General features: G+C 68.0%; 24 protein-coding genes. 18 read left to right on the forward strand and 6 right to left on the reverse strand.

From position 1 onward, the window contains the following. Positions 1-8 precede the first annotated feature (8 nt). Positions 9-1,466, reverse strand: a complete 1,458-nt coding sequence (locus AB0M22_RS22910; protein ID WP_364730272.1) for a dihydroorotase family protein — start codon at positions 1,464-1,466, stop codon at positions 9-11. A 137-nt stretch (positions 1,467-1,603) separates the two neighbouring features. Here AB0M22_RS22910 and AB0M22_RS22915 point away from each other — a divergent pair, with 137 nt between their 5' ends. From AB0M22_RS22915 to AB0M22_RS22925, 3 genes are read left to right on the forward strand one after another with little or no spacing between them, the layout of a single operon-like run. After that, positions 1,604-2,794: a CoA transferase gene (locus AB0M22_RS22915; RefSeq protein WP_364730275.1), complete on the forward strand. Its 1,191-nt coding sequence runs from the start codon at positions 1,604-1,606 to the stop codon at positions 2,792-2,794. After that, complete coding sequence (locus AB0M22_RS22920; RefSeq protein ID WP_364730277.1) at positions 2,791-3,657, forward strand: cyclase family protein; 867 nt, start codon at positions 2,791-2,793, stop codon at positions 3,655-3,657. The genes AB0M22_RS22915 and AB0M22_RS22920 overlap by 4 nt, the downstream gene beginning before the upstream one ends. Beyond that, positions 3,654-5,060 (forward strand): MmgE/PrpD family protein, encoded by a 1,407-nt coding sequence (locus AB0M22_RS22925; protein ID WP_364730280.1) that lies wholly within the window; start codon positions 3,654-3,656, stop codon positions 5,058-5,060. The genes AB0M22_RS22920 and AB0M22_RS22925 overlap by 4 nt, the downstream gene beginning before the upstream one ends. A 4-nt stretch (positions 5,061-5,064) precedes the next feature. On the opposite strand, the gene AB0M22_RS22930 is transcribed toward AB0M22_RS22925, so the two are convergent. Further along, entirely contained in the window at positions 5,065-5,958 is an 894-nt protein-coding gene (locus AB0M22_RS22930; protein ID WP_364730283.1) for a hydroxymethylglutaryl-CoA lyase, read from the reverse strand. A 135-nt stretch (positions 5,959-6,093) separates the two neighbouring features. Between AB0M22_RS22930 and AB0M22_RS22935 the strand changes: the two genes are divergently transcribed. From AB0M22_RS22935 to AB0M22_RS22945, 3 genes are read left to right on the forward strand one after another with little or no spacing between them, the layout of a single operon-like run. After that, complete coding sequence (locus AB0M22_RS22935) at positions 6,094-7,308, forward strand: CoA transferase (protein ID WP_364730286.1); 1,215 nt, start codon at positions 6,094-6,096, stop codon at positions 7,306-7,308. Between the two features lie 14 nt (positions 7,309-7,322). After that, positions 7,323-8,003, forward strand: coding sequence for an isochorismatase family protein (locus AB0M22_RS22940; RefSeq protein WP_364730288.1), 681 nt, complete (start codon positions 7,323-7,325; stop codon positions 8,001-8,003). A gap of 15 nt (positions 8,004-8,018) precedes the next feature. Beyond that, entirely contained in the window at positions 8,019-8,726 is a 708-nt protein-coding gene (locus AB0M22_RS22945; RefSeq protein ID WP_364730291.1) for a hypothetical protein, read from the forward strand. A gap of 13 nt (positions 8,727-8,739) precedes the next feature. On the opposite strand, the gene AB0M22_RS22950 is transcribed toward AB0M22_RS22945, so the two are convergent. Next, positions 8,740-9,525 (reverse strand): IclR family transcriptional regulator, encoded by a 786-nt coding sequence (locus AB0M22_RS22950; RefSeq protein ID WP_364730294.1) that lies wholly within the window; start codon positions 9,523-9,525, stop codon positions 8,740-8,742. Between the two features lie 127 nt (positions 9,526-9,652). Here AB0M22_RS22950 and AB0M22_RS22955 point away from each other — a divergent pair, with 127 nt between their 5' ends. Genes AB0M22_RS22955 through AB0M22_RS22975 form a run of 5 tightly spaced genes read left to right on the forward strand, consistent with a single transcriptional unit; the run spans position 9,653 to position 15,345 of the window. Further along, complete coding sequence (locus AB0M22_RS22955) at positions 9,653-10,141, forward strand: flavin reductase family protein (RefSeq protein WP_364730296.1); 489 nt, start codon at positions 9,653-9,655, stop codon at positions 10,139-10,141. Further along, positions 10,138-11,412: an acyl-CoA dehydrogenase family protein gene (locus tag AB0M22_RS22960; protein WP_364730299.1), complete on the forward strand. Its 1,275-nt coding sequence runs from the start codon at positions 10,138-10,140 to the stop codon at positions 11,410-11,412. Before AB0M22_RS22955 ends, AB0M22_RS22960 begins: the two co-directional genes overlap by 4 nt. Further along, entirely contained in the window at positions 11,409-12,797 is a 1,389-nt protein-coding gene (locus AB0M22_RS22965; protein ID WP_364730302.1) for an aldehyde dehydrogenase family protein, read from the forward strand. The genes AB0M22_RS22960 and AB0M22_RS22965 overlap by 4 nt, the downstream gene beginning before the upstream one ends. After that, a complete protein-coding gene (locus AB0M22_RS22970; protein WP_364730305.1) occupies positions 12,794-13,939 on the forward strand; it encodes an NAD(P)/FAD-dependent oxidoreductase in 1,146 nt (381 codons plus the stop codon). The genes AB0M22_RS22965 and AB0M22_RS22970 overlap by 4 nt, the downstream gene beginning before the upstream one ends. Then, on the forward strand, positions 13,936-15,345 hold the full coding sequence (locus AB0M22_RS22975) for an aldehyde dehydrogenase family protein (protein ID WP_364730307.1): 1,410 nt from the start codon (positions 13,936-13,938) through the stop codon (positions 15,343-15,345). The genes AB0M22_RS22970 and AB0M22_RS22975 overlap by 4 nt, the downstream gene beginning before the upstream one ends. Before the next feature lie 10 nt (positions 15,346-15,355). Here AB0M22_RS22975 and AB0M22_RS22980 read toward each other — a convergent pair whose 3' ends face one another. Genes AB0M22_RS22980 through AB0M22_RS22990 form a run of 3 tightly spaced genes read right to left on the reverse strand, consistent with a single transcriptional unit; the run spans position 15,356 to position 17,762 of the window. Then, a complete protein-coding gene (locus AB0M22_RS22980) occupies positions 15,356-15,937 on the reverse strand; it encodes a neocarzinostatin apoprotein domain-containing protein (protein WP_364730309.1) in 582 nt (193 codons plus the stop codon). A gap of 17 nt (positions 15,938-15,954) precedes the next feature. After that, positions 15,955-16,548 carry a GPS-CTERM domain-containing protein gene (locus AB0M22_RS22985; RefSeq protein ID WP_364730312.1) on the reverse strand — a complete coding sequence of 198 codons (594 nt, stop codon included), beginning with the start codon at positions 16,546-16,548 and terminating at the stop codon, positions 15,955-15,957. Further along, positions 16,545-17,762 (reverse strand): hypothetical protein, encoded by a 1,218-nt coding sequence (locus AB0M22_RS22990; RefSeq protein WP_364730315.1) that lies wholly within the window; start codon positions 17,760-17,762, stop codon positions 16,545-16,547. The genes AB0M22_RS22985 and AB0M22_RS22990 overlap by 4 nt, the downstream gene beginning before the upstream one ends. Positions 17,763-18,014: 252 nt before the next feature. Here AB0M22_RS22990 and AB0M22_RS22995 point away from each other — a divergent pair, with 252 nt between their 5' ends. Genes AB0M22_RS22995 through AB0M22_RS23025 form a run of 7 tightly spaced genes read left to right on the forward strand, consistent with a single transcriptional unit; the run spans position 18,015 to position 24,917 of the window. Further along, positions 18,015-19,628, forward strand: a complete 1,614-nt coding sequence (locus AB0M22_RS22995) for a carbon-nitrogen hydrolase family protein (RefSeq protein ID WP_364730317.1) — start codon at positions 18,015-18,017, stop codon at positions 19,626-19,628. A gap of 20 nt (positions 19,629-19,648) precedes the next feature. Further along, positions 19,649-20,458, forward strand: a complete 810-nt coding sequence (locus tag AB0M22_RS23000; RefSeq protein WP_364730320.1) for an oxidoreductase — start codon at positions 19,649-19,651, stop codon at positions 20,456-20,458. Further along, entirely contained in the window at positions 20,455-21,420 is a 966-nt protein-coding gene (locus tag AB0M22_RS23005; RefSeq protein ID WP_364730322.1) for an alpha/beta hydrolase, read from the forward strand. The genes AB0M22_RS23000 and AB0M22_RS23005 overlap by 4 nt, the downstream gene beginning before the upstream one ends. Further along, positions 21,414-22,535 (forward strand): aromatic ring-hydroxylating dioxygenase subunit alpha, encoded by a 1,122-nt coding sequence (locus tag AB0M22_RS23010; protein ID WP_364730325.1) that lies wholly within the window; start codon positions 21,414-21,416, stop codon positions 22,533-22,535. The genes AB0M22_RS23005 and AB0M22_RS23010 overlap by 7 nt, the downstream gene beginning before the upstream one ends. Next, positions 22,532-23,221 (forward strand): hypothetical protein, encoded by a 690-nt coding sequence (locus tag AB0M22_RS23015; protein WP_364730328.1) that lies wholly within the window; start codon positions 22,532-22,534, stop codon positions 23,219-23,221. The genes AB0M22_RS23010 and AB0M22_RS23015 overlap by 4 nt, the downstream gene beginning before the upstream one ends. Then, positions 23,218-24,135: a hypothetical protein gene (locus AB0M22_RS23020; RefSeq protein ID WP_364730331.1), complete on the forward strand. Its 918-nt coding sequence runs from the start codon at positions 23,218-23,220 to the stop codon at positions 24,133-24,135. Before AB0M22_RS23015 ends, AB0M22_RS23020 begins: the two co-directional genes overlap by 4 nt. Continuing rightward, positions 24,132-24,917 (forward strand): SDR family oxidoreductase, encoded by a 786-nt coding sequence (locus AB0M22_RS23025; protein ID WP_364730334.1) that lies wholly within the window; start codon positions 24,132-24,134, stop codon positions 24,915-24,917. Before AB0M22_RS23020 ends, AB0M22_RS23025 begins: the two co-directional genes overlap by 4 nt. The last annotated feature ends 36 nt before the right edge of the window (positions 24,918-24,953 follow it).

Here is a 24,953-nt window from a genome sequence, read left to right on the forward strand (position 1 = left end):
CACGCCGCTCACGGCCGGCCGCGGCGCAGGTACCGGCCGTGCGCGCCACCATCCACCTCGCCGTCACGGACAATGTGGCTGCCGCGCAGAAACACGTCGGTGACCGCGGCATTCATCTCGAAGCCTTCGAAAGGTGTGTACTCCTGCGCGGATTCGGAATCCGCCGCGCGTACCGTCCACCGCACGGCAGGGTCGACCAGCACGATATCGGCGTCGAACCCCGCGGCGAGGTCTCCTTTGCCCGAAAGTCCATAGCGCCGGGCCGGGTTCGCCGCGGTCAGTGCGGCGATCCGACCCAGTGGCAGGCCGCGTTTCAGTCCCTCACCGACCAGGCCGGGCAGCAGATACTCCGCGCCACCGAAGCCGGATTTGGCCAGGAACACGTCGTCACGGTCGGCGCCGAACTTCTCCTCGTCCCGGCAGCACGCGTGATCGCTGACCACCCAGTCGATATCGCCGGCCAGCAGGTGCCGCCACAGCGCCTCCACATCGGAGCGCTCACGCAACGGTGGATTCACTTTGCCGCCGATGCCGTGTGCGGTGTCGACGTCGGCGAGTAGATGACCGATGGTGACCTCCCGGCGAAAGTTCACCCGCGGGAAGGCCTTTGCCATCGTCATCGCGGCTTCGACCGCCTTCGCCGAGGACAGGTGGAGCAGGTTGATGTCGGCCAGGCCGGTCTCGTGCGCGAGATAGGACGCGATGGTGATCGCCAGCCCCTCGGAATGCGCCGGACGTGCGGCGCTATAGGCGCGCAGCCCGCTCTGCGTGCCGTCTTGTTCGACCAATGCCGTGTAGGCGGCCATGATCTCGGCGGTCTCGCAGTGCAGCGACAACGAGAGATGGTCGCCGAATCGTTCGCGGGCGCGCTGGATTCCGCGCATCACGAACTCGAAATGGGCCAGGTCATAGCGTTCGTTCGGCGGGATCATCAGGAAGTCGGACTGGTTCGATGATCGGCCGTGCAGTCCGTGGCCGCCGTAGAACATGAAGATCTTGAACGAGGTGATCCCGAATTCCTCGACCAGGTAGGGGATTTCGTCGATGTGCTCGGCGGTCATCGGGGCCAGATGCAGGCCGTAGTCCACCAGTGATCGTCCCGCCATCCGGTCGAGGACCTCGGGGACGAAATCTCGATACGAACCACCACGGTTGAGGTAGTAGCGGCCGGTCCGCAGATAACTCAGTGACGTGGTGACGCCGCCCTGCGCGCAGGCGCGGCTTTCGCTCTCGGTATCGGCCGCGAGGTCACGGTAGATGCCCCAGTGCTGATGCGCATCGACGACACCGGGGAAGGCGAGCAGGCCATGCGCGTCGACCACCCGCGTCCGCGCACCGGCGGCCAGCTCGGGACCGATCGCCTCGATCACGCCCGCCGAGACAGCGATGTCGAGTGGTTCCCGGTTGTCCGGCGACGGATCGCTCGCACGGACAACACGGGCATTGCGAATCAGGAGCTCGGGCACGACACTCTCCGGTTTCTCTGTACGAAACGCTGTTTCCAATCTGCCGATCTTCGCAGTACGATGCGCTGGTAGTCAACGCCGCGAGTTCGCATCACCGTTTCGGTGCGGGAAACAGATTGCGGCGCAAGGGAGGACCGATGGTGGCGCAACCGCTGGCCGGAATCCGAGTACTCGACATCGCGACCCTGTTCGCCGGCCCGCTGGCGGCCACGCTGCTGGCCGACTTCGGCGCCGAGGTCGTCAAGATCGAGCACCCGGACGGCGACCCGGTGCGCGGTCACGGCGCCCAGCGCGCCGGGGTCGGACTGTGGTGGAAGCTGCTCGGCCGCGGCAAGAAGTCGGTGACGCTGTATCTCGGCGAACCGCGCGGCCAGGAGATCTTCCGGCGCATGGTCGCCGACGCCGATGTCGTGATCGAGAACTTCCGCCCGGGAACCCTGGAACGATGGGGCCTGGGCTATCCCGAACTACGCGCGCTCAATCCGCGGCTGATCCTGGCCAGGGTCACCGGATTCGGCCAGTTCGGACCGTACGCCCGGCGTCCCGGCTTCGGCACCCTGGCCGAGGCGATGAGCGGATTCGCGGCCGTGACCGGCGAACCGGACGGCCCGCCGACCCTGCCGCCGTTCGGCCTTGCCGACGGAATCGCTGCACTGACAACGGCTTTCGCGATCATGACGGCGTTGCGGGCGCGGGAACGCGACGGTACCGGGCAGCAGATCGATCTCGCCATCATCGAACCGATTCTCACCCTGCTCGGTCCGCAGATCATCGCCTACGACCAACTCGGCGAACTACAACCGCGCATGGGCAACCGCTCCTCGAACAACGCCCCGCGCAACACGTATCGCACCGCCGACGGCGGCTGGGTCGCGGTCTCGACCAGCGCGCAATCGGTGGCCGAGCGGGTGCTGTGGCTGGTGGGACGCCCCGATCTGATCGACCAGCCCTGGTTCGCCACCGGCGCCGAACGGGCAACGCACGCCGACGAATTGGATGCCGCGGTCGGTGGCTGGATCGGCCGGCACAGCACCGAAGAGGTGCTGACCGCGTTCGAGCGAGCCGAGGCCGCGATTGCGCCGATCTACACCGCCGCCGACGTATTCACCGACCCGCAATTCCTGGCCCTCGGCTCGATCGTCGCCCTGCCCGATGCCGAGCTCGGCCAGGTGCGCATGCAGAACATCTTGTTCCGGCTGTCGGCCACTCCGGGCGGAATACGCTGGACCGGACCGCCTTTGGGAGCTCATACCGACGAGGTACTCGAGCATTACGGCGTCGATCAGGCCGGGCTCGCCGAGCTACGATCCGCCGGAGTGATTCGATGACCGGCACCGAGCCCACCCCGGAGCGGACCGCACCCGAACACCCTGCCGCCGAGGGTGATCCACTGATCACCGCGGTCCGCGGCAACCTACAGCTGATCGAGTTGGGTCAGCCCTTCTTCACCGGCATGCCGTGCTCGCCGAATCATCCCGGCTTCCGAATGACCCTGGCGCGCAGGCACGGTGACACGGTCCGCCCGGACGGCGGTTCGGCCGCGAACGAGCTCATCGTCACCGGCGGGCATGTCGGCACCCACATCGACGCACTCAGCCACGTGAGTCACAACGGTGCACTGCACGGCGGAATCGATGCGCAGGAGGCTCAGCGCAGCGGCAGGTTCAGCGCGCATGGCGCCGAGCACCTACCGGGCCTGCTGCGTCGCGGCCTACTGCTCGATATCGCCCGCTTACACGAGATCGACACGCTCCCTGGCGGTTACGAGATCACTCCGGACGATCTGGAATCGGCGGCCAGGCAAGCGCGAGTCAGGGTGCGAGCAGGCGACGTCGTGCTCATCCGTACGGGCTGGTCAAGGCTGTTCGACGATCCGAATGCCTACCTGGGCACCGAAACCGGCGTGCCGGGACTCGGCGTCCAGGCCGCGCACTGGCTGGCCGTTCGCGACGTGATCGCCACCGGTTCGGATACCACTGCCTACGAGTGCATTCCGCCTGGCACGGGTCACCGCGTGTTACCCGTGCACCGAGTTCTGCTGGTCGAGTTCGGCATCTACATCATCGAACATCTCGCGCTCGAGGACCTCGCCGCGAGCGGGATCAGCGAATTCGCCTTTCTGCTCGCCCCGTTGCGCATAGTCGGCGGCACCGGCTCGCCGGTTCGACCACTCGCGGCGGTGAGTCGATGAGCCGGCCGACGATCGTGCAGCGGCTGGCCGCCTTCGCCGCGTCCGCCCGTGACGGTGGCCTCGATGACGAGCTACGCGCCGACGCCGCACGACGAATCCTCGATGTGCTGGGCAACAGCGTGGCCGCGCTCGACACACCGGCCGCCCGCGCGGTGGTGACTCTGGTCGAGGACTGGGGCGGCAACCCACGGTCGACAGCACTCGGGCTACCGGGGCGATGGCCTGCCGCGAGCGCGGCACTACTCGGTGGAACCCTGGCGCATGCCTTGGATTTCGACGACACCCACCTGCCGTCGGTGTTGCACCCGTCGGCGACCGTGGTTCCGGCCGCCCTCGCCGTCGCCGAGGCCCGCAACGCCGGCGGCGCCGCCCTGCTCGACGCAGTCGCGGTAGGAGTGGAGATAGCGGTCCGGGTCGGTATGGCGGGTTATGACGCGGCACTGGGCAATTCGATCTTCTTCGAACGCGGACTGCACGCGACCGCCATCTGCGGCACGCTCGGCGGGGCCGCGGCGGCCGCCATGCTGGCCGGCGCCGACGCGACAGTTGTCGGGCACGCGCTCGGTATCGCGGCGAGTATGGGTTCAGGACTGCTGGAGGCAAATCGAACCGGTGGAACCGTGAAACGGGTGCACTGCGGATGGGCCGCGCATGCCGCGGTCGTCGCGGCCGAGCTCGCGTGCGCCGGGCTGACCGGACCGCCGACCGTGTTCGAGGGGAGATTCGGCCTGCTCCAAGCCTTCTGCGGTGAGCAGAGCAATCCGGCCGCGATTCTCGACGGCCTCGGTGCGCGGTGGGAGTTACCCAAGGTGTTCTTCAAGCCCTATCCCTGCAACCATTTCACGCACGCGGGCATCGACGCGGCGCTGCGGTTACGGGCCGGGGGCATCGCCACCGCAGACATCGAGCGTCTCGAACTCGGCGCACCGACCGTCGTGCTGCGCACCATCGGCGAACCGCATGCGGACAAGGCGCACCCGAAATCCGGTTACCACGCGGCGTTTTCCGGTCCGTACACGGTAGCGGCCGCGCTGCTCGGGGGCGGCGGGCTCGGCGTATTCCACCAGGACTTCACCGACACAGCGGCCGCTGCCCCGGAACGGCTTGCCTTGGCGGGCCGCGTCACCTGCGTCGCGGACGCTCGGTGCGACGCCATATTCCCGCATCAGTTCCCGGCTGTGCTCACCGCATGGCTGCGTGACGGGCGCGTGCGCACCGAACGAGTGGAGGTCAACCGCGGTGGTCCGGGAAATCCGCTGTCCGCCGGCGAGCTCGCCACCAAGTTCCGCCTGAACACCGAGCAGGTGCTGTCCGGCAGCCGCATCGACCGGATCACCGGGCTGGTGCTCGATCTCGCCGGGCAATCCGACCTCGTCGAACTGATGTCACTGCTGCGGACCTGATCGGTCAGCAAGGCGGGAACAGACCTGCCCGGCCGAGCAGCGCGGGCACCGGCCTGCCGAGCAATTCGCCCAGCCACAGACCGGTTTCGATCACCGGCTCGATCCGCACACCGGTGTGCGCGCCCATCCGGTCCAAGGCGTACAGGACGTCCTCGGTGGCGATATTGCCGGTCGCGGCCGGCGCGAAGGGGCACCCGCCGATACCGCCGGTGCTGGTGTCGAGCACGCGGACTCCGGCCTCCAGCGCCGCAACGGCATTGGCGTAGCCGGTATTTCGCGTGTTGTGGAAATGGCATCGCAGGGTTACCTCCGGCGCGATCCGCGCGGCACCGGCCGCCAGCGCGCGCACCCGATCCGGCGTGCCGACGCCGATCGTGTCGGCCAGCGCGAGCTCGTCGGGCTCCGCCTCGGCGACGCGGCGGATCAGTTCCAGCACAGTAGCTTCGGGGACTTCCCCGGTGAACGGGCAACCGAACGCCGCCGCGATCGTCACCGTGCGGAAGACCCCTGCTTCCCGTGCCCTGGCCGCCAGCTCCGCCCAGCGCGCTATTCCCTGCGCGGTCGAGCATCCCTGATTACGCATGCTGAACGAATCCGTTGCCACCACAACAACATTGATCTCATCGACGCCCGCGTCCAGTGCCCGGTCCAAGCCTCGGTCATTGAACACCAGGCCCGCATAGGACACTCCATCGATCCGCGGAACGGCGGCCATGACCGCCTCCGCGTCCGCCATCTGCGGCACTCGCCGCGGATCGACGAAGCTGACCGCCTCGATCCGGCGCAAACCGGCGTCGACGGAGCGTTGCACCAGCCGAATCTTGTCCTCCGCCGACACGATTTCCGATTCGTTCTGCAGGCCGTCGCGCGGCGCGACCTCGACCAACGTGACCTTCACTTGCCCTCCACGGTGCGACCCACCTTGCCACTTTGTTTCACTCAGGGATACATTGTATCCAATTCCGGTGATCGTGATCCGCCCTCGCGAAATCGACACGAGCGTCCGGGTGCGCAACAGGATGGAGACTGCGACATGGCCGCCGAATCAGCGAAATCGTCAGGGCCGCTTGCGGATCTGCGGGTGGTCGAGATGGGGCAGCTGCTCGCCGGCCCGTTCTGTGGCCAGTTGCTCGGCGACCTCGGCGCCGAGGTGATCAAGCTGGAGTCCCCGGGCACCGGTGATCCGATGCGGCAGTGGGGTCGCGAGCAGTCCCAAGGCAAGTCCCTGTGGTGGCCGGTCGTCGCCAGGAACAAGAAATCGGTGACCTGCAACCTGCGCGAAGCCGCCGGGCAACGACTGGCACGGCGGCTGATCGAGCGCGCCGACATCGTGATCGAGAACTTCCGGCCCGGCACGATGGAACGCTGGGGTCTCGGCTTCGACCAGCTGCGCGCCGATCATCCCGAACTGATCATGACGCGCGTCACCGGATACGGCCAGACCGGCCCCTACGCACCGCGCGCCGGATACGGCTCGATCGGCGAGGCGATGGGCGGAATACGCTATGTCACAGGTGATCCCGACCACGCACCGGCCAGAACGGGCATCTCCCTGGGCGACTCGCTCGCTGCGGTGTTCGCCACCATCGGCACCCTCGCCGCGGTGCACCACCGGGCGAATACCGGACGCGGCCAGATGGTGGACTCGGCGATCTACGAAGCGGTACTCGCCATGATGGAATCGCTGCTGCCCGAATGGGCGATCACCGGATATCAGCGCGAACGCACCGGATCGGTGCTGCCGAATGTCGCCCCCAGCAACGTCTATCCCACCGCGGGCGGCGAGATGATCCTGGTCGCCGCCAACCAGGACACCGTCTTCGCCCGGCTCGCCGAAGCCATGGGCCGTCCCGAACTGGCGGGCGACGCAAGGTATTCCACCCACATCGCCCGCGGCGCGCGGATGGCCGAACTCGATGAACTGATCGGCGCGTGGACCGCGACCATCGAGACCGATCGGCTGCTCGATCGACTACACGCCGCGGGCGTGCCCGCGGGCCGCATCTTCACCGCGCGAGACATGTTCGCCGACCCGCATTTCGCCGCCCGCGAGGCGATTGTCCGGCTCGCCCACCCGGAGTTCGGCGAACTGCCGATGCACAACGTGTTCCCGAAGCTGAGCGAAACCCCCGGCGCCGTCCGGCATCCCGGCCCCGAACTCGGCGAGCACAACCAGGAGGTCTACGGCGGACTGCTCGGCCTCGCCCCGGACGACCTCGAACAGCTCGCCGCCGACGGCATCATCTGAGGAGCAGGGCACCGATGACCGAGCGCGCCGCCGACTACCGCCGTTCCGGCTACAGCGCCCGCCTCGGCGCGGGACGCTCCCCCGCCGTTCTGGTGGTCGACATCTGCGCGGCCTATCTGACCGACGGCTCACCACTGCGCGCACCCGTCGCCGCCGCCGTGCGGGCCGCCGCCGAAATCGTTTCCCAGGCAAGGCATTCCGGCTTGCCGGTGATCTTCACCCGGGTCCGCTTCGAGCCCGGCGGCCCCGACGGCGGGCTGTTCCGCCGCAAAGTGCCGGCGCTGCGGGTATTCGACGCCGGTAACCCGCTCGGCGACTTCCTCGATGATCCCGCGCCGGCACCCGGCGACACGGTGATCACCAAGCAGTACCCCAGCGCCTTTCACGCCACCCCGCTGGCCGCGACGCTGACCGCCGAGCGCATCGACACGCTCGTCATCGTCGGCCTCACCACCAGCGGATGTGTGCGTGCCTCCGCGACCGACGCGTTGCAGCACGGTTTCCGGCCGCTGGTCGTCGCCGACGCGTGCGGCGATCGGGCCGCCGCGCTGCACGAGGCCAGCCTGCTCGATCTGGACATCAAGTACGCCGACGTGCTGAGTCTCGCCGAAGCCCTCGCGGTCTTGCGCTCGGCCTCCGTCGACGACCGGACACCAATTGTTTCCGAGACCGCCGCCGACGCGGAACTCACGTAGCGACAAGAGGATTCCATGGGTCAACACCCGCACGGTTGGTGGATCGTGCTGCATCTGGTGCTGTTCGTGTTCTGGCTCGGCGGCGACCTCGGCGTGTTCTATTCCAGCCGGTTCGTGATCGATCCCGAGCTCAGCGCCTCGGCTCGGGCGACGGCGCTGGCGATCATGAGCGGCCTGGATCTCGGACCCAAAGTCTGCCTGGTCCTGTTCCTGCCCAGCGGCGTCACGTTGATGGCGTTGGAGCCGCACGGCGCGACGATGTTCGGAATCGACTTGTTCCCTTGGTGGTTCGTTGTCCTGGTGTGGATCTTCGGCGCCGGATGGCTGATGCTGACCGTGCTCACCCACCGCACGCACGGACGGCTCGCCGCGGTACGGCGAGCCGATCTCGTCATCAGATTCGCGGTCATCACCGTGCTGGCCGGTACCGGCGGCTACGCTCTGCTGGCCCGCGATCCGTTCGGCGTGACCACCAACCCCCGCTGGCTCGGTGCCAAGATCCTGCTGTATACGGTCGCCGTTGCGGCTGGACTCGGCATCCGAATGACGTTGCGCCCCTTCGGTCCCGCGTTCGGCACCCTGATGACCGAAGGTTCCAGCGAACCCGTCGAGCGCACCCTGCGGCGCAGCGTCGACGGCTGTCTACCGTACGTCTGGCTGATCTGGGGCAGTGTGCTTGCCGCGGCGACACTGGGCGTGCTCAAACCCGGGGCCCAATTGTGAGCCCCCGCCGCGGTTACGGCGTGTAACCCAACTGAGCCGATACCGCCCCGGCCGCCTTCAGCAGCATGGGGACACACTCGTCCATCCGTGGCTGGAACCGCGACAGCGGCCCGCACACGCTGATCGCGGCCACGACCCCGCCGTCGTGGTCGAGGATCGGCGCGGCAATGGAGGCTGCTCCGATCTGCCGCTCCCCCAGCGAAATCGCGTAACCACGTTTCTTGGTGGCGTTCAGCTCGGTGCGCAACTTGCGCACGGAGGTGATCGTCGCGTCGGTGAACGCGGTCAATTCGTGCCGGCCCAGGTACTCATCGATCTCGTCCTTGCGCAGCAGCGCCAGGATCACCTTGGAGGAGCTGCCCGCGTACAGCGGATACGGCACCCCGAGGGCTACCTCCATCCGCAGTTCCTGTTCCGGCACAACCTGATCCACGTACATCCGGGTATCGCCGCGACGGATCGAGAGCGTGGCGGTCTCCCCGGTCACCGAGGCCAGCCTGCGCAGCTCCGGTGCGGCCATCACCCGAAGGTCGGTGCGCGCCAGATACGCCCGGCCGAGGGCGATGGCGGCATGCCCGAGCGCGTAACGGCGCGTGGCGGGTTCGAACGCGATGAGGTCGCGATTGCGCAGCGCGGTGAGGATGCGGTGCACCGCGGCCTTGGTGATGCCCAGCTCGGTGGCGATCTCGGTGACGCCGAGATCGGCCCGGCCGCTGCGGCCGAACAACAACAGCACGTCCATGGCTCGTTCGACCGCGGCGATCGACCGGCTCTGGTTGTCGGATTCGGTTTCGGACACGCCCCGAGTGTAAGCGGTGGATTTCCCTATGGGAAACATCATCGCCATCCCGGCTCGCCTTGCGCCGACCCCACGCCGGGCGTTACCTTGTGCGTAACAGCGTTTCCACTATCGAAACGGAACAGCGGTGGAACCCAATCATCTTCGCGCGGTGCTGGCGCAGTGGGCCAGCGGAGTCGTGATCGTCACCACGGTCCGGGCGGATGGCGGCAGGCACGGCATGACCGCCAGCTCGTTCACCAGTGTGGCGCTGGATCCGCCACTGATCTCGGTGTGCCTGGTTTCCACCAGCACGACGTGCCGAATGATCCGTGCGAGTGGCGTTTTCGCGGCCAACGTACTCGGGCACGATCAGCAGCACATCGGCCGGCGTTTCGCGTCCACCGTCTGGAACGCGGCGACCGATCGCTTCGGCACCGGACAGTGGGACACCGCGAGCACCGGCGCCGCCGTCCTCACCGACGCCGTCGCCTGGCTCGATTGCGCACTCACCGCCTGCTACCTCGCCGGTGACCACACCATCATCGTCGGTGCGGTGCAGGACGCCGCCACCCCGCGGCCCATCGCGCCACTCATCTACCACGACCGCACGTATCACGAGGGGATAGTCCGATGATCGGTGAACGACTCGTCGAGGACATGACCGACACCGAACGCGAACGCGCCCAACGGGTCGACGCGGTGCTGCCCGCGCTGCGTGCGGCCGCCGAGGAAGCCGATCGACTCGGCGTCTTTCCACCCGGCCATGTCGGACTGCTCCGCGACGCGGGCCTGCTCGGGCTGGTGGTGCCGGAGAAATTCGGCGGACTGGGCGGCACGCTCCGGGATCTGGCCGCGGCCACGTTCGCCATGGGCACCGCCTGCCCCTCTACCGCGCTGGCGTTCTTCTTCCACAACACCAGTGCCTCGCGCGGGCTGCTTCCGCTGGAGGCGATCGACGCCGGACTGTTCGCCGACACCGAGATTCCGGTCGTGCGCGCCTTCGCCGAGAAGGTACTCACCCGGATGGCCGAGGGCAGCTGGCTGGCGAACTTCGCCTCCGAGGCGGTCAAGACCGCCGCCGCGAACATCACCATCGCCACCACCGCACGCAAGGTCGGCGGTGGCTGGATCTTGCAGGGCGAGAAGTCATTCGGCTGCGCGACCGGTGTCGCCGACTTCTATCTCACCTCGGCCAAACTCGACGGATACGACACCGCGGAAGGGCTCGCGACCTTCTTCGTCCCCAGGGACGCGCCCGGCGTCGGGGTGCGCGCCCCGTGGGACGGACTCGGGATGCGCGCCACCGCCAACAACGGCATCCGCCTGGACGAGGTGTTCATCCCGGACGATGAGGCATTGGCAGTGCCGGGCGCGTTCACCAAGATGCTCACCATGAGCAGAGGCAGTTTCGTCGGTAACCAGCTCGCCATCGCGGCGGTCTACACCGGGTGCGCCCAGCACGTCTACGACGAGACGCTGGCCGCGACCACCGCGAAGACCTTCGCCGACACCGGCGACCCGATCGCTTCCTCACCGGTACATCAGGTGCTCATCGGCGAGATGACCAGGCAGTTGCAGACCGCATACCTGTGGTTGCGCTATCAGTTGACGATCGAGACCGCCCAGCCGCCGATCAAACCCAAGCCCGAGGTGTTCACCCAGTGGCGTCTGGGCAAGGGCGCGGTCACCGAGGCCTGCTTTCAGGTCGCACTCGGCGCGTTCAAGGCCGGCGGGACGTCCGCCGCGGCGATGGGCGGAGTCGCGGGCCGGGCGCTGCGGGACCTGGCGATGGGCTTGGTGATGACCTTCCCCGCCGAGCGCGGCATGCTCGAGGTCGCCCGCATCGTCACCGACGCCAAAGCGAACGAATTGTTCGCCACCGCACCGGCGAGCGCGGACCGATGAGCACCGACCTACCCGCGATCACCGACCTGATCGACGACGAATGGGGCACACCGGAGATCGATCTCGGTGTCGCACTGCAAGATCCGGCCACCAGCCGGCCCGTCGCCCGGGCAGTCGCCACGGCAGCCGACCGCGTCGAGCGTGCGCTCGCGGTCGCCGAAGCCGCCGCCGGCCGGATCGATGCCACCATGCTCGACGCGATTGCCGCCGATCTGGACGCGCGGTTGCCGCGGATCGCGGAACTGGACGCCCGCGCAACCGGTGTACCCATCAGCCAAACGGTTCCGCTGGCCGCGATCGTGTCCGGCTCGTTCCGCCTCGCGGCCGAACAACTCCGCGCCGGAGCGCTGCGCCAGGATCAGGACGGCGTCGAAGTGCATCGGCTACCGCTCGGCCCGGCACTGTGCCTGGTTCCGTGGAACGCACCCGCGCCCATGGCCGCGCACAAGGTGGTCAACGCCCTCGCCGCGGGTTGCCCGGTGATCCTGAAAGTCAGCGAACTGGCGCCCTACAGTTCGGTGGTGCTGGCGGAGGCGATCGCCGAGCACGTGCCCGCGGGAATGTTCCAGCTGGTGCAGGGCGGTGCGCAGGTCGGCGCGCAGCTGGTCGCCTCGCCCCGGATCAAGGCGGTCTCGTTCACCGGCGGACTCGCCGGCGGACGCTCGATCGCGACCGCCTCGGCCGCGAGCTTCCGTCCGTGTCAGCTCGAACTCGGCGGGAACAATCCGCTGGTCGTTCTGCCCGACGCCGATTTCGACACCGCCACTCGGATCGCCGCCGAACTGCTGACCACATTGAACGGCCAATGGTGTCGCGCCTTGGGCAGATTGATCCTGCCGGCGAAGCGCGCGGGCGATCTGGTCGAGGGGATCGGCAAGCGGCTCGCGGCGCTACGGGTCGGGGCACCGATGGATCCGCTGACCGAGTTCGGACCACTGGTGCACGCGAAACACGCGCAGGCCGTGCGGGCTTCGTTCGACGGCCGCGAGATGCGCAGCTTCGGCAACATGCCGGAAGCCGGAAACTATCTCGCCCCAACACTTCTGGACGGCGACCTGGCGAAGGAGATCTTCGGCCCGGTGGCCGGCGTCGTCACCTATGCCGACATCGAGGAGGCGGTGGCGCTGGCCAACGCGGTCCCCTACGGATTAGAGGGCTACGTCTGCGGCGCAGACGAACAACAAGCACTCGGCATCGCGCGCCGAATCCGCGCCGGCGAGGTGAAGGTGAACGGTTCTTCGATCATGAGCCTGCACCTGATGACCCCACGACCCGCCTGGGGGCTGTCCGGACTCGGCGAGGAGGGCACGGCGGAGACACTGCGCTTCTTCACCGGCGCCCGCGTCGTCGGTGTCGAGGGCCGCTTCGCCCTGCACGCCTCATGACTACCCCGGCGATCGTGGTGGTCGGCGCCGGACCGGTCGGACTCACCGCCGCACTGACCCTGGCCCGTCGCGGAATTCCGGTCACCGTGCTCGAACAGGGCGACGAGCTCGCCACCGAATCACGGGCTTCCACGTTCCATCCGCCGACCCTGGAGCTGCTGCGCGACCTCGGCGTCCTGGATACATTGCTGCACAAGGGAGTCGTCGCGTCGACCTTTCAATACCGCGACCGTGGCGGCGGCGAGATCGCGACCCTGGATCTTGCTGTGCTGAGCCAGGACACCCCGTTCCCGTTCCGGGTGCAATGCGAGCAGAGCAAGCTCACCCCGATCCTGCTGGACGCCCTCGATACCGCGGATGTGCGCTTCGGCTGCCGGGTGAACGGATTGCGGCACACCGACGATTCAGTGGTGCTGAGCACCGGCACGGGCCCGATCCACGCGGACTGGGTGATCGGCGCGGACGGTGCGCACTCCGCGGTCCGGCACGGGCTGGGCGTGGACTTCGATGGCAGCACCTATCCGGAGCGGTTCCTGGTGGCCTCGGTCGAGGAGGATCTGGCGCGCGCGCTGCCCGGCATCGCGCCGATCAATTACCTTTTCGACCCGGACGAATGGCTGGTGCTGCTGCGCACCCCGCACCATTGGCGGGTGCTGCTGCCGACTCCCGCCGACACCGACGACGAGTACGAATTGCGCAGACTGCCACAGCGTTTGGCCGCGGTCGCCGACTTGGGTAGGCCGTGGAACACAGCGCACGCCTCGCTGTATCGGGTGCATCAGCGAGTCGCCGGGCGATTCCGGCACGGCCGGGTCCTGCTGGCGGGCGACGCCGCGCATCTCAACAACCCGCTCGGCGGATTGGGCATGAACAGCGGCATCCACGACGCCGTCCAGTTCGCCACCGCGCTGGCCGATGTCCTCGGCGGCGCCCCGGACGAACGGCTCGACGAGGTTGCGGCACACCGCCGTACCGTCGCTGTCGACCACGTACAACGGACCAGCCATGACAACTGGAACCGGCTGCGCGGAGCCGACGGCAGCGGGCGCGAGCAGTTGCGGGCGCTGGCCGCCGACCCCGCCGCCGCCCGCGCGTATCTGCGCCGGGCCTGCCTGCTCGACTCGCTCGGGCCGCGGCCGTGAGGATCGAGCGGGAGAACCCCGCCCACCCGCGCGAGATCGTCGGCACGGTGAACCAGACGCCGCCGGAAGCGGTCGACGCCGCAGTGCGCAACGCGCACCGGGACTTTCACGAGTGGTCACGACAGCCGGTCGCGGCTCGACTCGCCGCGCTCGGCCGCGCCGCGGACGCGCTCGATGCCGGCAAGGTCGAGCTGGCAGTGCTGCTGGCGCGCGAGTCCGGTAAACCGGTTTCCGACTGCCGCGGTGAAATCGGCTTCGCCGCAACCTATCTGCGCTGGGTCCGCGATCACGCGGCCGAAGTCCTGCACCTGCACGGCACCGATGATGCGCAGGGCCGAATCACACCGGTGCGGCGAGCTTTCGGCGTGGTCGCCGCGATCACGCCGTGGAACGCACCCATCATCCTCTCGATGCTCAAGCTCGGTCCCGCGCTCGCCGCGGGGAACGCGGTGATCCTGAAACCGTCTCCGCTGGCGCCGCTCACCGTGTCCGCGGCGGCCGAACTCTTGCCCGCGACAACGGTTTTGCACGGTGGCGCGGATACCGGTCGAGCGCTGGTCACCCACCCGCTGGTGCGTAAGGTCGCGTTCACCGGCGGCGAGCAGGCCGGACGTGCGATCGCGGCGGCCGCGGGCGGCGCGCTCACCCCGATACTGCTCGAACTCGGCGGCAACGACCCCGCCATCTTCCTGGACGACTTCGCATTGACGCCGAACGACTTCGAGCGGCTCGTCCTCGCCTCCTTCGCCACCGCAGGTCAGGTATGCATGGCCGCGAAACGCCTCTACGTACCCGAGACCAGGATCACCGAGTTCGTCGAATCGTATATCGCTGCCGCACAACGCATCCTGACGGTCGGCGAGCCGACGGACGGGAACACCACCATGGGCCCGGTGGTCACCCGCATCGCCGCCGAACGCGTGAGCGGACTCGTCACCGACGCCGAAACCCGGGGCGCGCGCATCATTCCGCTCGCCTCGGCGCCGCCCAGCGACGGCTACTTCCTGGACCCCATCCTCGCGCTCGGCGCGCCCGACGACGCCGACCTGGTCCGCCTGGAACAATTCGGCCCCGCCGTCCCGATCCTCACCTACCGCGACGAGACCGAAGTCCTCACTCGCGCAAACGATTCCGAACTCGGCCTGGCCGCATCGGTCTGGTCCGCCGACGAAGAGCACGCCTTCTCCGTGGCCGCCCGCATCGAAGCAGGCTTCACCTTCATCAACACCCACAACCGCACCGGCATGTCGCTACACGCCCCCTTCGGCGGCACCAAGAACAGCGGATTCGGCCGCGAATACGCCGAAGAAGGCCTGCTCGAATACGTCCAGACCACCGTCACCCACGCACCCGCCGCCTTTCGCGCCGGCGGTGCGGGTCTGCCCGCCGGCGCTTATCCTGGTTGACCGCGTGCCCTCAGGTGTTCCGTCCGCGCCGGCGCGCGACGACGAGGACGACCGCTGCGACGATCACCACCGCGCCGACACCGATGCCGATCGCTGCGGCGGTGTTGCGGTCCGAGTCGTCGGGGTCCACTGAAGCACTGCTTGCCGCAGTGGGTTTCGGGGTTTGCGCCGCTGGCCCGAAGGTCAGCGGAACCGAGGCGATGATCTCGGTGGCGTTGGTCAGGCTGGTGACGCTGATCGTGCACGCGCCGGGCGCGACGGTGCAGTCGGTGCCGCCGACATCGGCCACCAGAGTGATCGATCGCTTGTCTCCGTTGGGTTGCCAATTGCCCTGCCCGTCAGCGGAGCCGAGCATCGAACCAGGCAAGTTGCAGTCCCCCGGACCCGCGATCTGCGGTTTGCATTGGCCCACCGCCACGGCGGCCATGTTCGCGGGCAGGCCGTCCAGGGTCACCGTGATCGCTTGCCCCGCAGTCAGTCCGGTGGATTGGCTCACCTGCAATGTGGGGGCGGCCGCGGCGGGACCCGCGCCGAACACTGCGGCGACGGTTACGCCTGCGAGGATCCCGAGTCTGGTGGCGATGTGCTTCATACTTCCTCCTGATGGATTCACCGTCGCCGCCGATCGGCGAACGCCGAGCCGGCGACTAGGACGAGTAGGGCCGCGGTTGCCGCCCACAGCACCGTGGATGGGCCTTCGGTGTCTGCCTCGGGTTGCGCTGTCGCGGTAGAGGTGGGTGCCGTAGTCGCCGTCGGTAGGCGTGAGCCCGCGAAAACAACCGACACCGCAGCGGAATTGGCGGCGATGATCTGGGGTGGTTCGGTGCCGGGCAATGGCGCGGCGGCGATCACGCACTGCTGCTCGGTGCAGTCGATGTCGTGAAATCGGTGGTGTGCGGTCAAGGTCAGTGGACCGAAGGCGCCGTCGCCGCCGATGTTGACGAAGGTCGCGCCGCCGTCCAGGTCGCAGTCCTTCAGCCCATTGCTGAAGCCCTGTTTGCACATGCCTACCGCGACGGCGGCGAGCCCTGCCCGAAAGCCGCTACCCTGCACAGTTATTCGTTGCCCCTCGGCCAGGTCCGCAGTCGTGCTGACCTGGATTTCGGCCGGTTCGTCAGCGGTGGCCGCCAGCGGCGACACCACCAGGTATCCGCTGAGGAATCCGACTACAGCGGCACGGGTCGCACCGGCGAACATGCTCATGACACGCCGCCTTCGACCGCCGTGCGCATCCGCTGTCGCGCACCGCTCCGGACCGCCGACCACACCACGACGAGCACGCAGAGCGCCGACACGGTCAGCGCGGATCCGGCGCCGATGAGCCGGCCGAGCAGATCGACAACTCCGAGCGCGGCCACCCCCGAGAGCGCCGCGACCGCGGCGGTGACGCCCGCGGCGGCAGTTCGCTCGGCACGCACCAGGCTCAGGCACACACCTTCGTCCAGCGTCGTCACCGCACGGGTACCCGCCGAAAGAGTGAGCGCGAGACCGATGATCAGCGTCGCCGGCCCCGGCGCGGTCGCGACGAGCACCATCCCGCCCGCCGCCAGGATCAACAGCACCGGCACGGCATCCGGTCGCCGCCTGGGCACGATGATCGCGACGACCGCGGGTGCGGCGGCAATCGACAACCACATGCACTGCGCGGCGCCGAATTCGTTCCACCGGAACAGCAACAGGTGCAGCGCGGGCAGCGTGGCACCGCCGATCGCGATACCGGCCGCAAGATATCCGGGTAACGCCGAGCGGACGCCGACACCGATCGCCGCGCGGCGTACCGGCGGGAGCGCGCCGACGCCGCGGCGGGCAAGCAGTCCGGTTGCCAGCCCAAGCACGGAGGTGAGCGCACCGGCGATGATCAGTCCGCCGCCGGGGTCCGCGTAATAACGGCCGGCCAGCCACGCGGCGGCGGCCATCCCCACCATGGCCGCCGCGTGCACGCGCACCAGTCCTCCGCGCCCGAGGTCGAACGCGAGCGCCCGACCCACGGCCAGCAAGGGCCCGGTTGCCGCACCGGCCACGAGCACCGCGATGGTGAACACGACGACACTGTCGACCGCACCCGCGACGATCACCGCGAATCCCGCGAGAACCCCACACGCACTTGCTGTTCCGGCAGCGGACCGCAACCGCCACAGCCAGAGTGCGGCGACGAGCAGACCGAGCACGGCGGCGGTGAGCACGATATAGCCGACCACCGCGCCGGGCACGCCGATCAGGCCGCCCAGCGGCTTTCCGAGCAGGACCAGCTGGCCACCGGCTACCGGCCCGGCCGCGATCGCGCAGAGCGCGGCAGCTCCAGCGCTCGCTCGGACGCCGTTTCGAGTCCCGATGGCGTGGTGATCTATTCGATCCGATGGTGTCCGTGACCGGCGACCGCTGTCGATATTTCCCAGGGATGCGCGATGCCTCGTCATCCTCAACCTCCACTCGCGTTCCACTGAGGGAAACGCAGTTTCACGATTGCCATATTGAACCCGCGGCGCCGACCAGTGTCAAGACAAGCGAAAGAGGCGACGTTTCCGGGAATTACGGCCGCGTGAAATGTCGGGCCACCCCTGGACAGATCCTTCGCCGGGGTACAGAATCGAGACCACGATGGAAACATCGTTTCGTTGTACGAAACACGATGTCCTACGAAACAGCTTCGAATGGAAGGGTCCTCGTTCATGACCCGAGTCGCGGCCGCACAACTCGCCGCCGGAACCGATGTCGCGGTCAACCTCGACGCCTGCCTCCGGATGATCGACGAGGCCGCCACCGCGGCGGCGGAACTGGTCGTCCTTCCCGAATTCTGTAACCATCTATCTTGGTACGCGGACCGCGCACACGCGCACCGAACGGCGTGCACCGTCGGCGACCCGTTCCTCACCGCGATCGCCCAGCACGCACGACGACACCGGCTCTACGTGAAGATCGGCGTCACGCTCGCCCGCGCCGGCGGCCGCACCACCGGCACCGGTCTGCTGTTCGGACCCGGCGGCGAGCTGCTCGGCGAGTCCGACAAACAGATCCTGATGGGTGCGGAGAACGACTATCTCGATCCCGGGCAGCGCGAATCACCGGTCATCGCAACACCATTGGGCCGCATCGGCATGTACGCCTGCATGGAGGGCGTGCTCAACGAGGTCACCCGATCGCTGGCGCTACGCGGTGCGCAGCTGCTGCTCAACAGCCTCAACTCGTTCGCCATCGATGAGGCGAGCCTGCACATTCCGGTACGCGCCGCCGAGAACAAGGTGTGGGTGGTGGCGGCGAACAAAGTGGGTCCGCTGCTGCCTGCCGCGCAGCTTCCCGCGATCGCCGCCCGGCTCGGCGTGCCGCCGGATCGGTTACACGGCGCGGGCGAAAGCCAGATCGTCGGCCCGGACGGCATTCCGGTCGCCGTGGCACCAGTCACCGGGGAGGCCATCGTGGTCGCCGATATCGATGTCGCCACGGCCGACGACAAGCACCGCCCTGACGGCACCGACATCCTGGCCGCACGCAGGCCCGTGCTTTACGCCCCGCTGTCCGGAGCATCGCGCGTACGCCGCGCACCGGCCGGAGCCCCGACGCTGTCGGCCGCTGTTTCGGTTGCAGACACCGCGGTGCTCGCCGTCCTCGCCGCCGACGGTGTCGACCTCATCGTGCTGCCCGAACTCGCGACCGTGCCGATTCCGGAAGTCGTTCGCGCACTGCGTGACACGACAGCGCACGCGGTACTCAGCGTGCGTGCCGGTGACGCGCATCATGGCGTGCTGGTCAACGCGGACGGGGTGGTCGGCCACCAGGCACAACTGCACCCGACGAATCGCCACCCATGGCTCACAAACCCCGGCGGTGAATTGACCGTCTTCGAGTTGCCCTGGGGCAGATTGGCCATCGTCGTGGGGGACGACGCGCTGTTTCCGGAATCCTTCCGCCTGGCCGCGGTTCAGGACGCGGACGTCGTCGCGGTGCCCTGCTCGCCCACCGAACCGTGGGAACTGCCGCTCGGACTCGCGGAGCGGTCGGCGGAAAACAGGCTGAACGTAGTGGCGGCGGGCACTGCCGAAACGGGCGGACTCGTCGGCGCGATCTATGCGCTCAGCCCGGATTTCACGCTCTGGACCGCGTGGAGCGGACCGTTCACCGGTGTGATCAGCCATCCGGTCGTGACCGGCGTACCTCCCGGCTCGACGAGCGTGCGGGCGATCGTGCGACCCGCCGAAGCCGTGCATCGCAACGTATCCAAGGGCACCGATCTGGTCGCCGACCGACCGCTGTGGCCGCTGGACGCCATGACGAAAGAAGCTCAGTGACAACACAACCCGGAGCGACGATGAGTGAAACCGTGCAACATGTCGAGCAGCTGGTCGACGCGTCCGCCAGGACAGACGTCACCGAAACCTTCCAGGAGTGGCGGGAGTTGTTGCGCGGGTTGAAGTCCCGGATCGCCGAGCGCTTCGAACTCACCCGGGACCCGTGCACCGAGGAGTTGGACAGCTATGGCGACCCGGCGGCCGGCCCTTCGGGCAGCCTGGCCGCCTACTCCGGTCCCGAGATCGATTGGCTCGTGCATTCCTGGATCGGCGACCCCGCAACCGGTTTCGTCAACCTGCATCTCACCGCCTGGCTCGGACCGCGGGTCAGCGTCCCGCACCTCGGCATCGCGTTGCTGCTGTGGCCGCAGGGCTGGTTCTACGTCGACGCGATCCCGCGCGGTGATCTGGTCGGCGACGGAACCTATTTCGACAGCTACTACGCCGAGAACGATCCGCCGTGGTTGGCATTCAAGGAAGAACATCCCGATTTCACCTGGTTCACCAGCCGCACCGGGTTCATCCGGGCCAGCCTGTCCCCCACCGCGTACTGCTATTCCTTCCCGGCGAACCGCGACAATCGCGACGCCGTCGCCGAGCTACTCACCGCGCGGGTCGACCAGTGGCTCGGCTGGGTCGATGCCGCCGAACCGGTCCCCACCGAGCGGCGCGCGGCACTCGCCGACCGGGATCTGGCGATCCGCCGCAACATCGCCGAACGCGATCCGGCGAATGTGATGGGCGAGCGAATGTTCGGGCCCGACCTGACCCAGCGTCTGGTGCGTGCGCTGTGGGGCGGCGACCGCATCCTGCCGAGGCCGGTCGCATGAGTATTGTTCGTTCGCTCTGGTGGTCGGCGCGTACCGCGGGCGAGGCGCCCTTCGACACCGCGCACCTGAAGGTCTACTACCCCGCGATCAGCACCGGTTCCGACACCGAACGACTCTCCGGAGTCTTCGCACCCGATCCGGCGGCCGCACCGTATCCGGTGGTGCTGTTTCTGTCCGGAGTCAACGTCGGCCAGGACTCTTATCGCAGGTTCGCCACCGCGATCGCCGAAACCGGTTTCGTGGTGGTCACTTTCGATCGGGTAGCCGAATTGTTCGGCGGTCAGCGCGGATTGACCGTCGGCGTCGACCTGGACGCGGCCCGGCCCGAGGCCTACGGCACCAGACCCACGTGCCCGACGATCGGCGCGATCCTGGCCGCGGTCGCGGAGCTGAACGATCAGGGCCCGCTGGCCGGCACGCTCGACCTGGATCGGGTCGCGCTGGGCGGGCACTCCGCGGGCGGAACCGTCGTGCTCCAGTCCGCGCGCTTCTTTCCCTCGGTCCGTGCGGTTTTCGCGTGGGGCGCGCACACGATGGTGGCGACCATGCTCGGCTGGCCCGCGGGCACCGTGCTGCCCGCCCAAGTCGACTGCCCGGTGCTGCTCGGGGTCGGCACCAACGACGGCGTGATCAAGGGCAGTGCCGATCGTTACGGCGAGGACGGCGACCTTCGCCCCGATCCGGTGGCCAGGACGTTCGACGAGGCACTGCCGCCGGGGGAACATCTGCTCGCGGTCGTACCGGAGGCCAACCATTTCGGCATCGCCGACGTCGATCCGACCGCCGCACGGGCCTTCCTCGACGGCCCGGACGATGCGGACGCGCTCGCGCCGTTCGCTCGACTGAGCTCTGCGTTCCTGCGCACCCACCTGGGTGGCTCGGCGACGGCCCGCACCGAACTCGCCGAATTCACCGCCGCGGGTGTGCTGCGACCCCAACTATCGGAGCCCGAACAATGCTGAAAAACTTTTGGTACGCACTGGAATTCGCCGACCGGGTCGGTCGGACCCCGAAAAAGGTGACCTGCCTCGGTCAGGACTTCGTGCTGTATCGCACCACGGCGGGCACCGCGGTCTGCCTGTCGGATCTGTGCGTACACCGCGGTGGTGCGCTGTCGATGGGCACCCTGACCGGGGACTGTATCGCCTGTCCGTACCACGGCTGGCAGTACAACGCCGAGGGCGCCTGTGTACGGATCCCGGCGAACGCCGAGGACCGGCTCATCCCGAAGAAGGCCCGGGTCGACGCCTACCCCACCCAGGAGCGTTACGGCATGGTCTGGGCCTTCCTCGGCGACCTGCCCGAACCACAACGCCCACCGATACCGGACATCCCGGTGCACGACGATCCGGCCTTCCGGATGGTCCAGTTCGAGATGGAGATCGAGGCCAACTACGAACGGACCTTCGAGAACGTCGTCGACGCCTCCCACACCCCCTTCGTGCACGGCACCAGATTCGGCAACCCGGACAAACCCGAGATACCGAATTTCACCATCCGCAAGGATGATTGGTCCGCCGAGGCCGATATACAGCTCAGTCCGCCGCCGCCGAGCGGCCTGTGGGGACTGCTGTTCCGGAACAAGCCCCGGCCCGAATTCGTGACGGTCACCAACGGCTGGTACCTGCCCAACGTGGTCAAGCTACATATCCGGCTGCCCATCGGTGATCTGCTGCTCTACGACTTCAATATTCCGCTGTCGCAGGACCGCACCCTGGTCAAGATCCTCGGCTACCGCAACTTCTTCACCGGCCGCTGGGCCGACGCCGACACCCGCCGGAGAATCAAAGACATTCTGCTGCAGGACAAACCGGTGGTCGAATCGCAGCGACCGGAGTTGCTCCCGTTCGACCTGGCCGACGAGCTGCATGTACGCAGCGACGCTTTGCAGATCGCCTACCGGCGCAGGCGAACCCAGCTGATCAAAGACGGCTGGTGGCTCGGCGACGACGACATCATCACCGGCGACGGACCGCGCCGCACGGCCACCGTCATCGCCTCCCCCGCCCGCCGCGACCATCCCGAACTCGATCAGGCCTGGGTGCACAAGGCCCGCAACGGAGGACTACCGCAATGAGCCTGCCCACCGAACTCAGCGAGCGCACCCTGCGGCGGCTGAGCACAGCTCTGGAACTCGTTGCGACCGAAGACCTCTCGCTGACCAGTCCGATGTCACCGGAGCCGGTCGGCAGGCTCCGGGTGTTGCGCGGGGATCCGATCGACAAGCTCGTCACCGTCGACCTGGTGGTCCCCGCGATCGGCCTGGACAGCCATATGATCTTCGCCTTCACGCCGGCCGATTCCGCCGTCCCGCATTTCACCCTGGATTCGGTGCGGTCGGCGGAATACCACGCCATGCATCTCGATCTCATCCCACGCGCCGATCTCGCGGTGCACCTCGCCTACCTCGATGCCGCATTCCTGCCGCTGACCCCGCTGTTGGAGGCGGCTTGGCAGGTAGCGGGGGTGTCCGCGGCGGCCGTCGGGCCTCGGCAGCGGGCGATGATGTCGCCGTGGATGGTCGTGTGCCGCGCCACCGAAACCGCCTTCCGCACCCTCGGGACCACGGTCGACGACTATCTCCGGCACTGGCTCACCCTGGTAGACAAGGGAGTTCCCGCGGTCGAGAGCGATGTCGCCGCCCGTGACCGCGCCAACCGCGCGAATCTGTTCAGCCCGGAGGTAGATCCGGTGTGGGCACAGGTGACCCGCCTGCTCGGCGACGAACAAGCCGAGCGGGTGCGGACGGAGCTGCTCGGATGACCGCCACCGAAGCGCCGAGCCAGTGGCAGCAGCGCATCGCCGGTGAATGGGTCGGCAGGCCGTCACTGTTCGCCGCGGACGGCGCCTGGCGTGGATTCGAGGACATCCGCCGTTCCTCCGTATTCGCCGACGGGACAACGACGTACTACATGGACGGCGGTCTCACCGGCGGTGGTGAGCTCGCCGGGCGGTTCGCGCTCGGTGCGCCGTTCGCCTTCGAGGTGGTGGACTCCGACCAGGATCGGCTCTACACCGGTCCCGACTTCTACGGCGCGGGCAGGCCTTACGGCGGATTCGTGGATGCCCACTATTACGGTCCCGGCTGGCAGGTGGGTTTGAACACGTGGAATCAGACCCTCGGTGATACTCAGGTGTATTCCTCGGTGCTGTACCAGGGGCCCGCCATGGTCGGCGTGTTCAACGGCGTCTACACCCGCGACCCCGAGCTGGCCGACGACCTCGTCGAGCGCGAAACTCGCTGCGGTGCCACACCGTTCGTCCTGCCCACCAAGGACGACTGCGGCTATTCCGGCGACTGCGAGTTGTGGGGCGTCGATCAGCAGCGCCGCGGCACCGTACGGATCGACCTCGAGCTCACTCCGCTGAGCCTGTTGACCGCCGAGCATCGCGTTACCTGGAGCGGGGCGCTCGACCGCACCTACGAGGCCACCGTGCGCCGCGACGGCGTCCGCTCCTTCCATGAGGGACCCGGTGTCTGGGGCAACGCAACCGCTTACGGCCGCGCCAACTACCCCGTATTGCACCTCCCCGACGGCGGCAAGATCAACGGACGGGAATTCATGATGGACGCCGCACCGGGAATGGGTGCAGGCACCGAGCTTGCCGTGGTCTATGAACTGTTCGAGCACAACAGTCTCAGCGCTGTGCTGCACGGCGTCCTGGTGCGCACATGAGCGAGCAGACGACACGCACCGTCGTAGTAACCGGCGGCACCCGCGGTATCGGACTCGGCATCGCCCGTGCGCTACTCGATCGTGGTCACCGAGTCGCGTTGTGCGGCACCGACATCGAGCGGATAGATCGGCTGCGATCGGACCTGCCCGACACCGCACTGCTGATTCCCGCCGACGTCACCGAACGCGCCGAACTGCAGGCGCTCTGGGATGCGGCCACGGCCCGCTTCGGCCGGATCGACGTGTGGATCAACAACGCGGGCATCTCCCACATCCGCGCCCCGGTCTGGGAACTACCCGCCGACGAGGCCCGAAAAGTGGTCGCCACCAACCTTGTCGGCGCGATCAACGGCTCCGCCGTCGCTATCGCGGGCATGGTGAGCGCCGGCGGCGGACACGTCTGGAATATGGAAGGCCTCGGCAGCGACGGCCGCACGGTACCGGGTCTGTCGGTCTACGGCGCGAGCAAACGAGCACTCACCTATCTGACCGAAGCGCTGGCCAAGGAAGTCCCGCCGGGCGTCTCCGTCGGCCTGCTCAGTCCGGGCATGGTGGTCACCGATCTGCTGACCCACGGCTACGCCGATCCGGCGGAATTGGCCAAGGCGCGCAAGATCTTCAACATTCTCGCCGACCGGGTCGACACCGTGGCGCCCTGGCTGGCCGAACGCGCCGTCGCCCCCGCGCGCAACGGGGCACATGTCCGCTGGCTGACCACACCGAAGGTGATCGGTCGCTTCGCCCTCGCGCCGGTGCGGCGGCGCGACCTGTTCATCGAATGAACACTGCGGCACGGGCTACCGAGGCGGTACCGGAAA

This window comes from Nocardia sp. NPDC051756 (assembly GCF_040681495.1).
Classification (GTDB): domain Bacteria; phylum Actinomycetota; class Actinomycetes; order Mycobacteriales; family Mycobacteriaceae; genus Nocardia.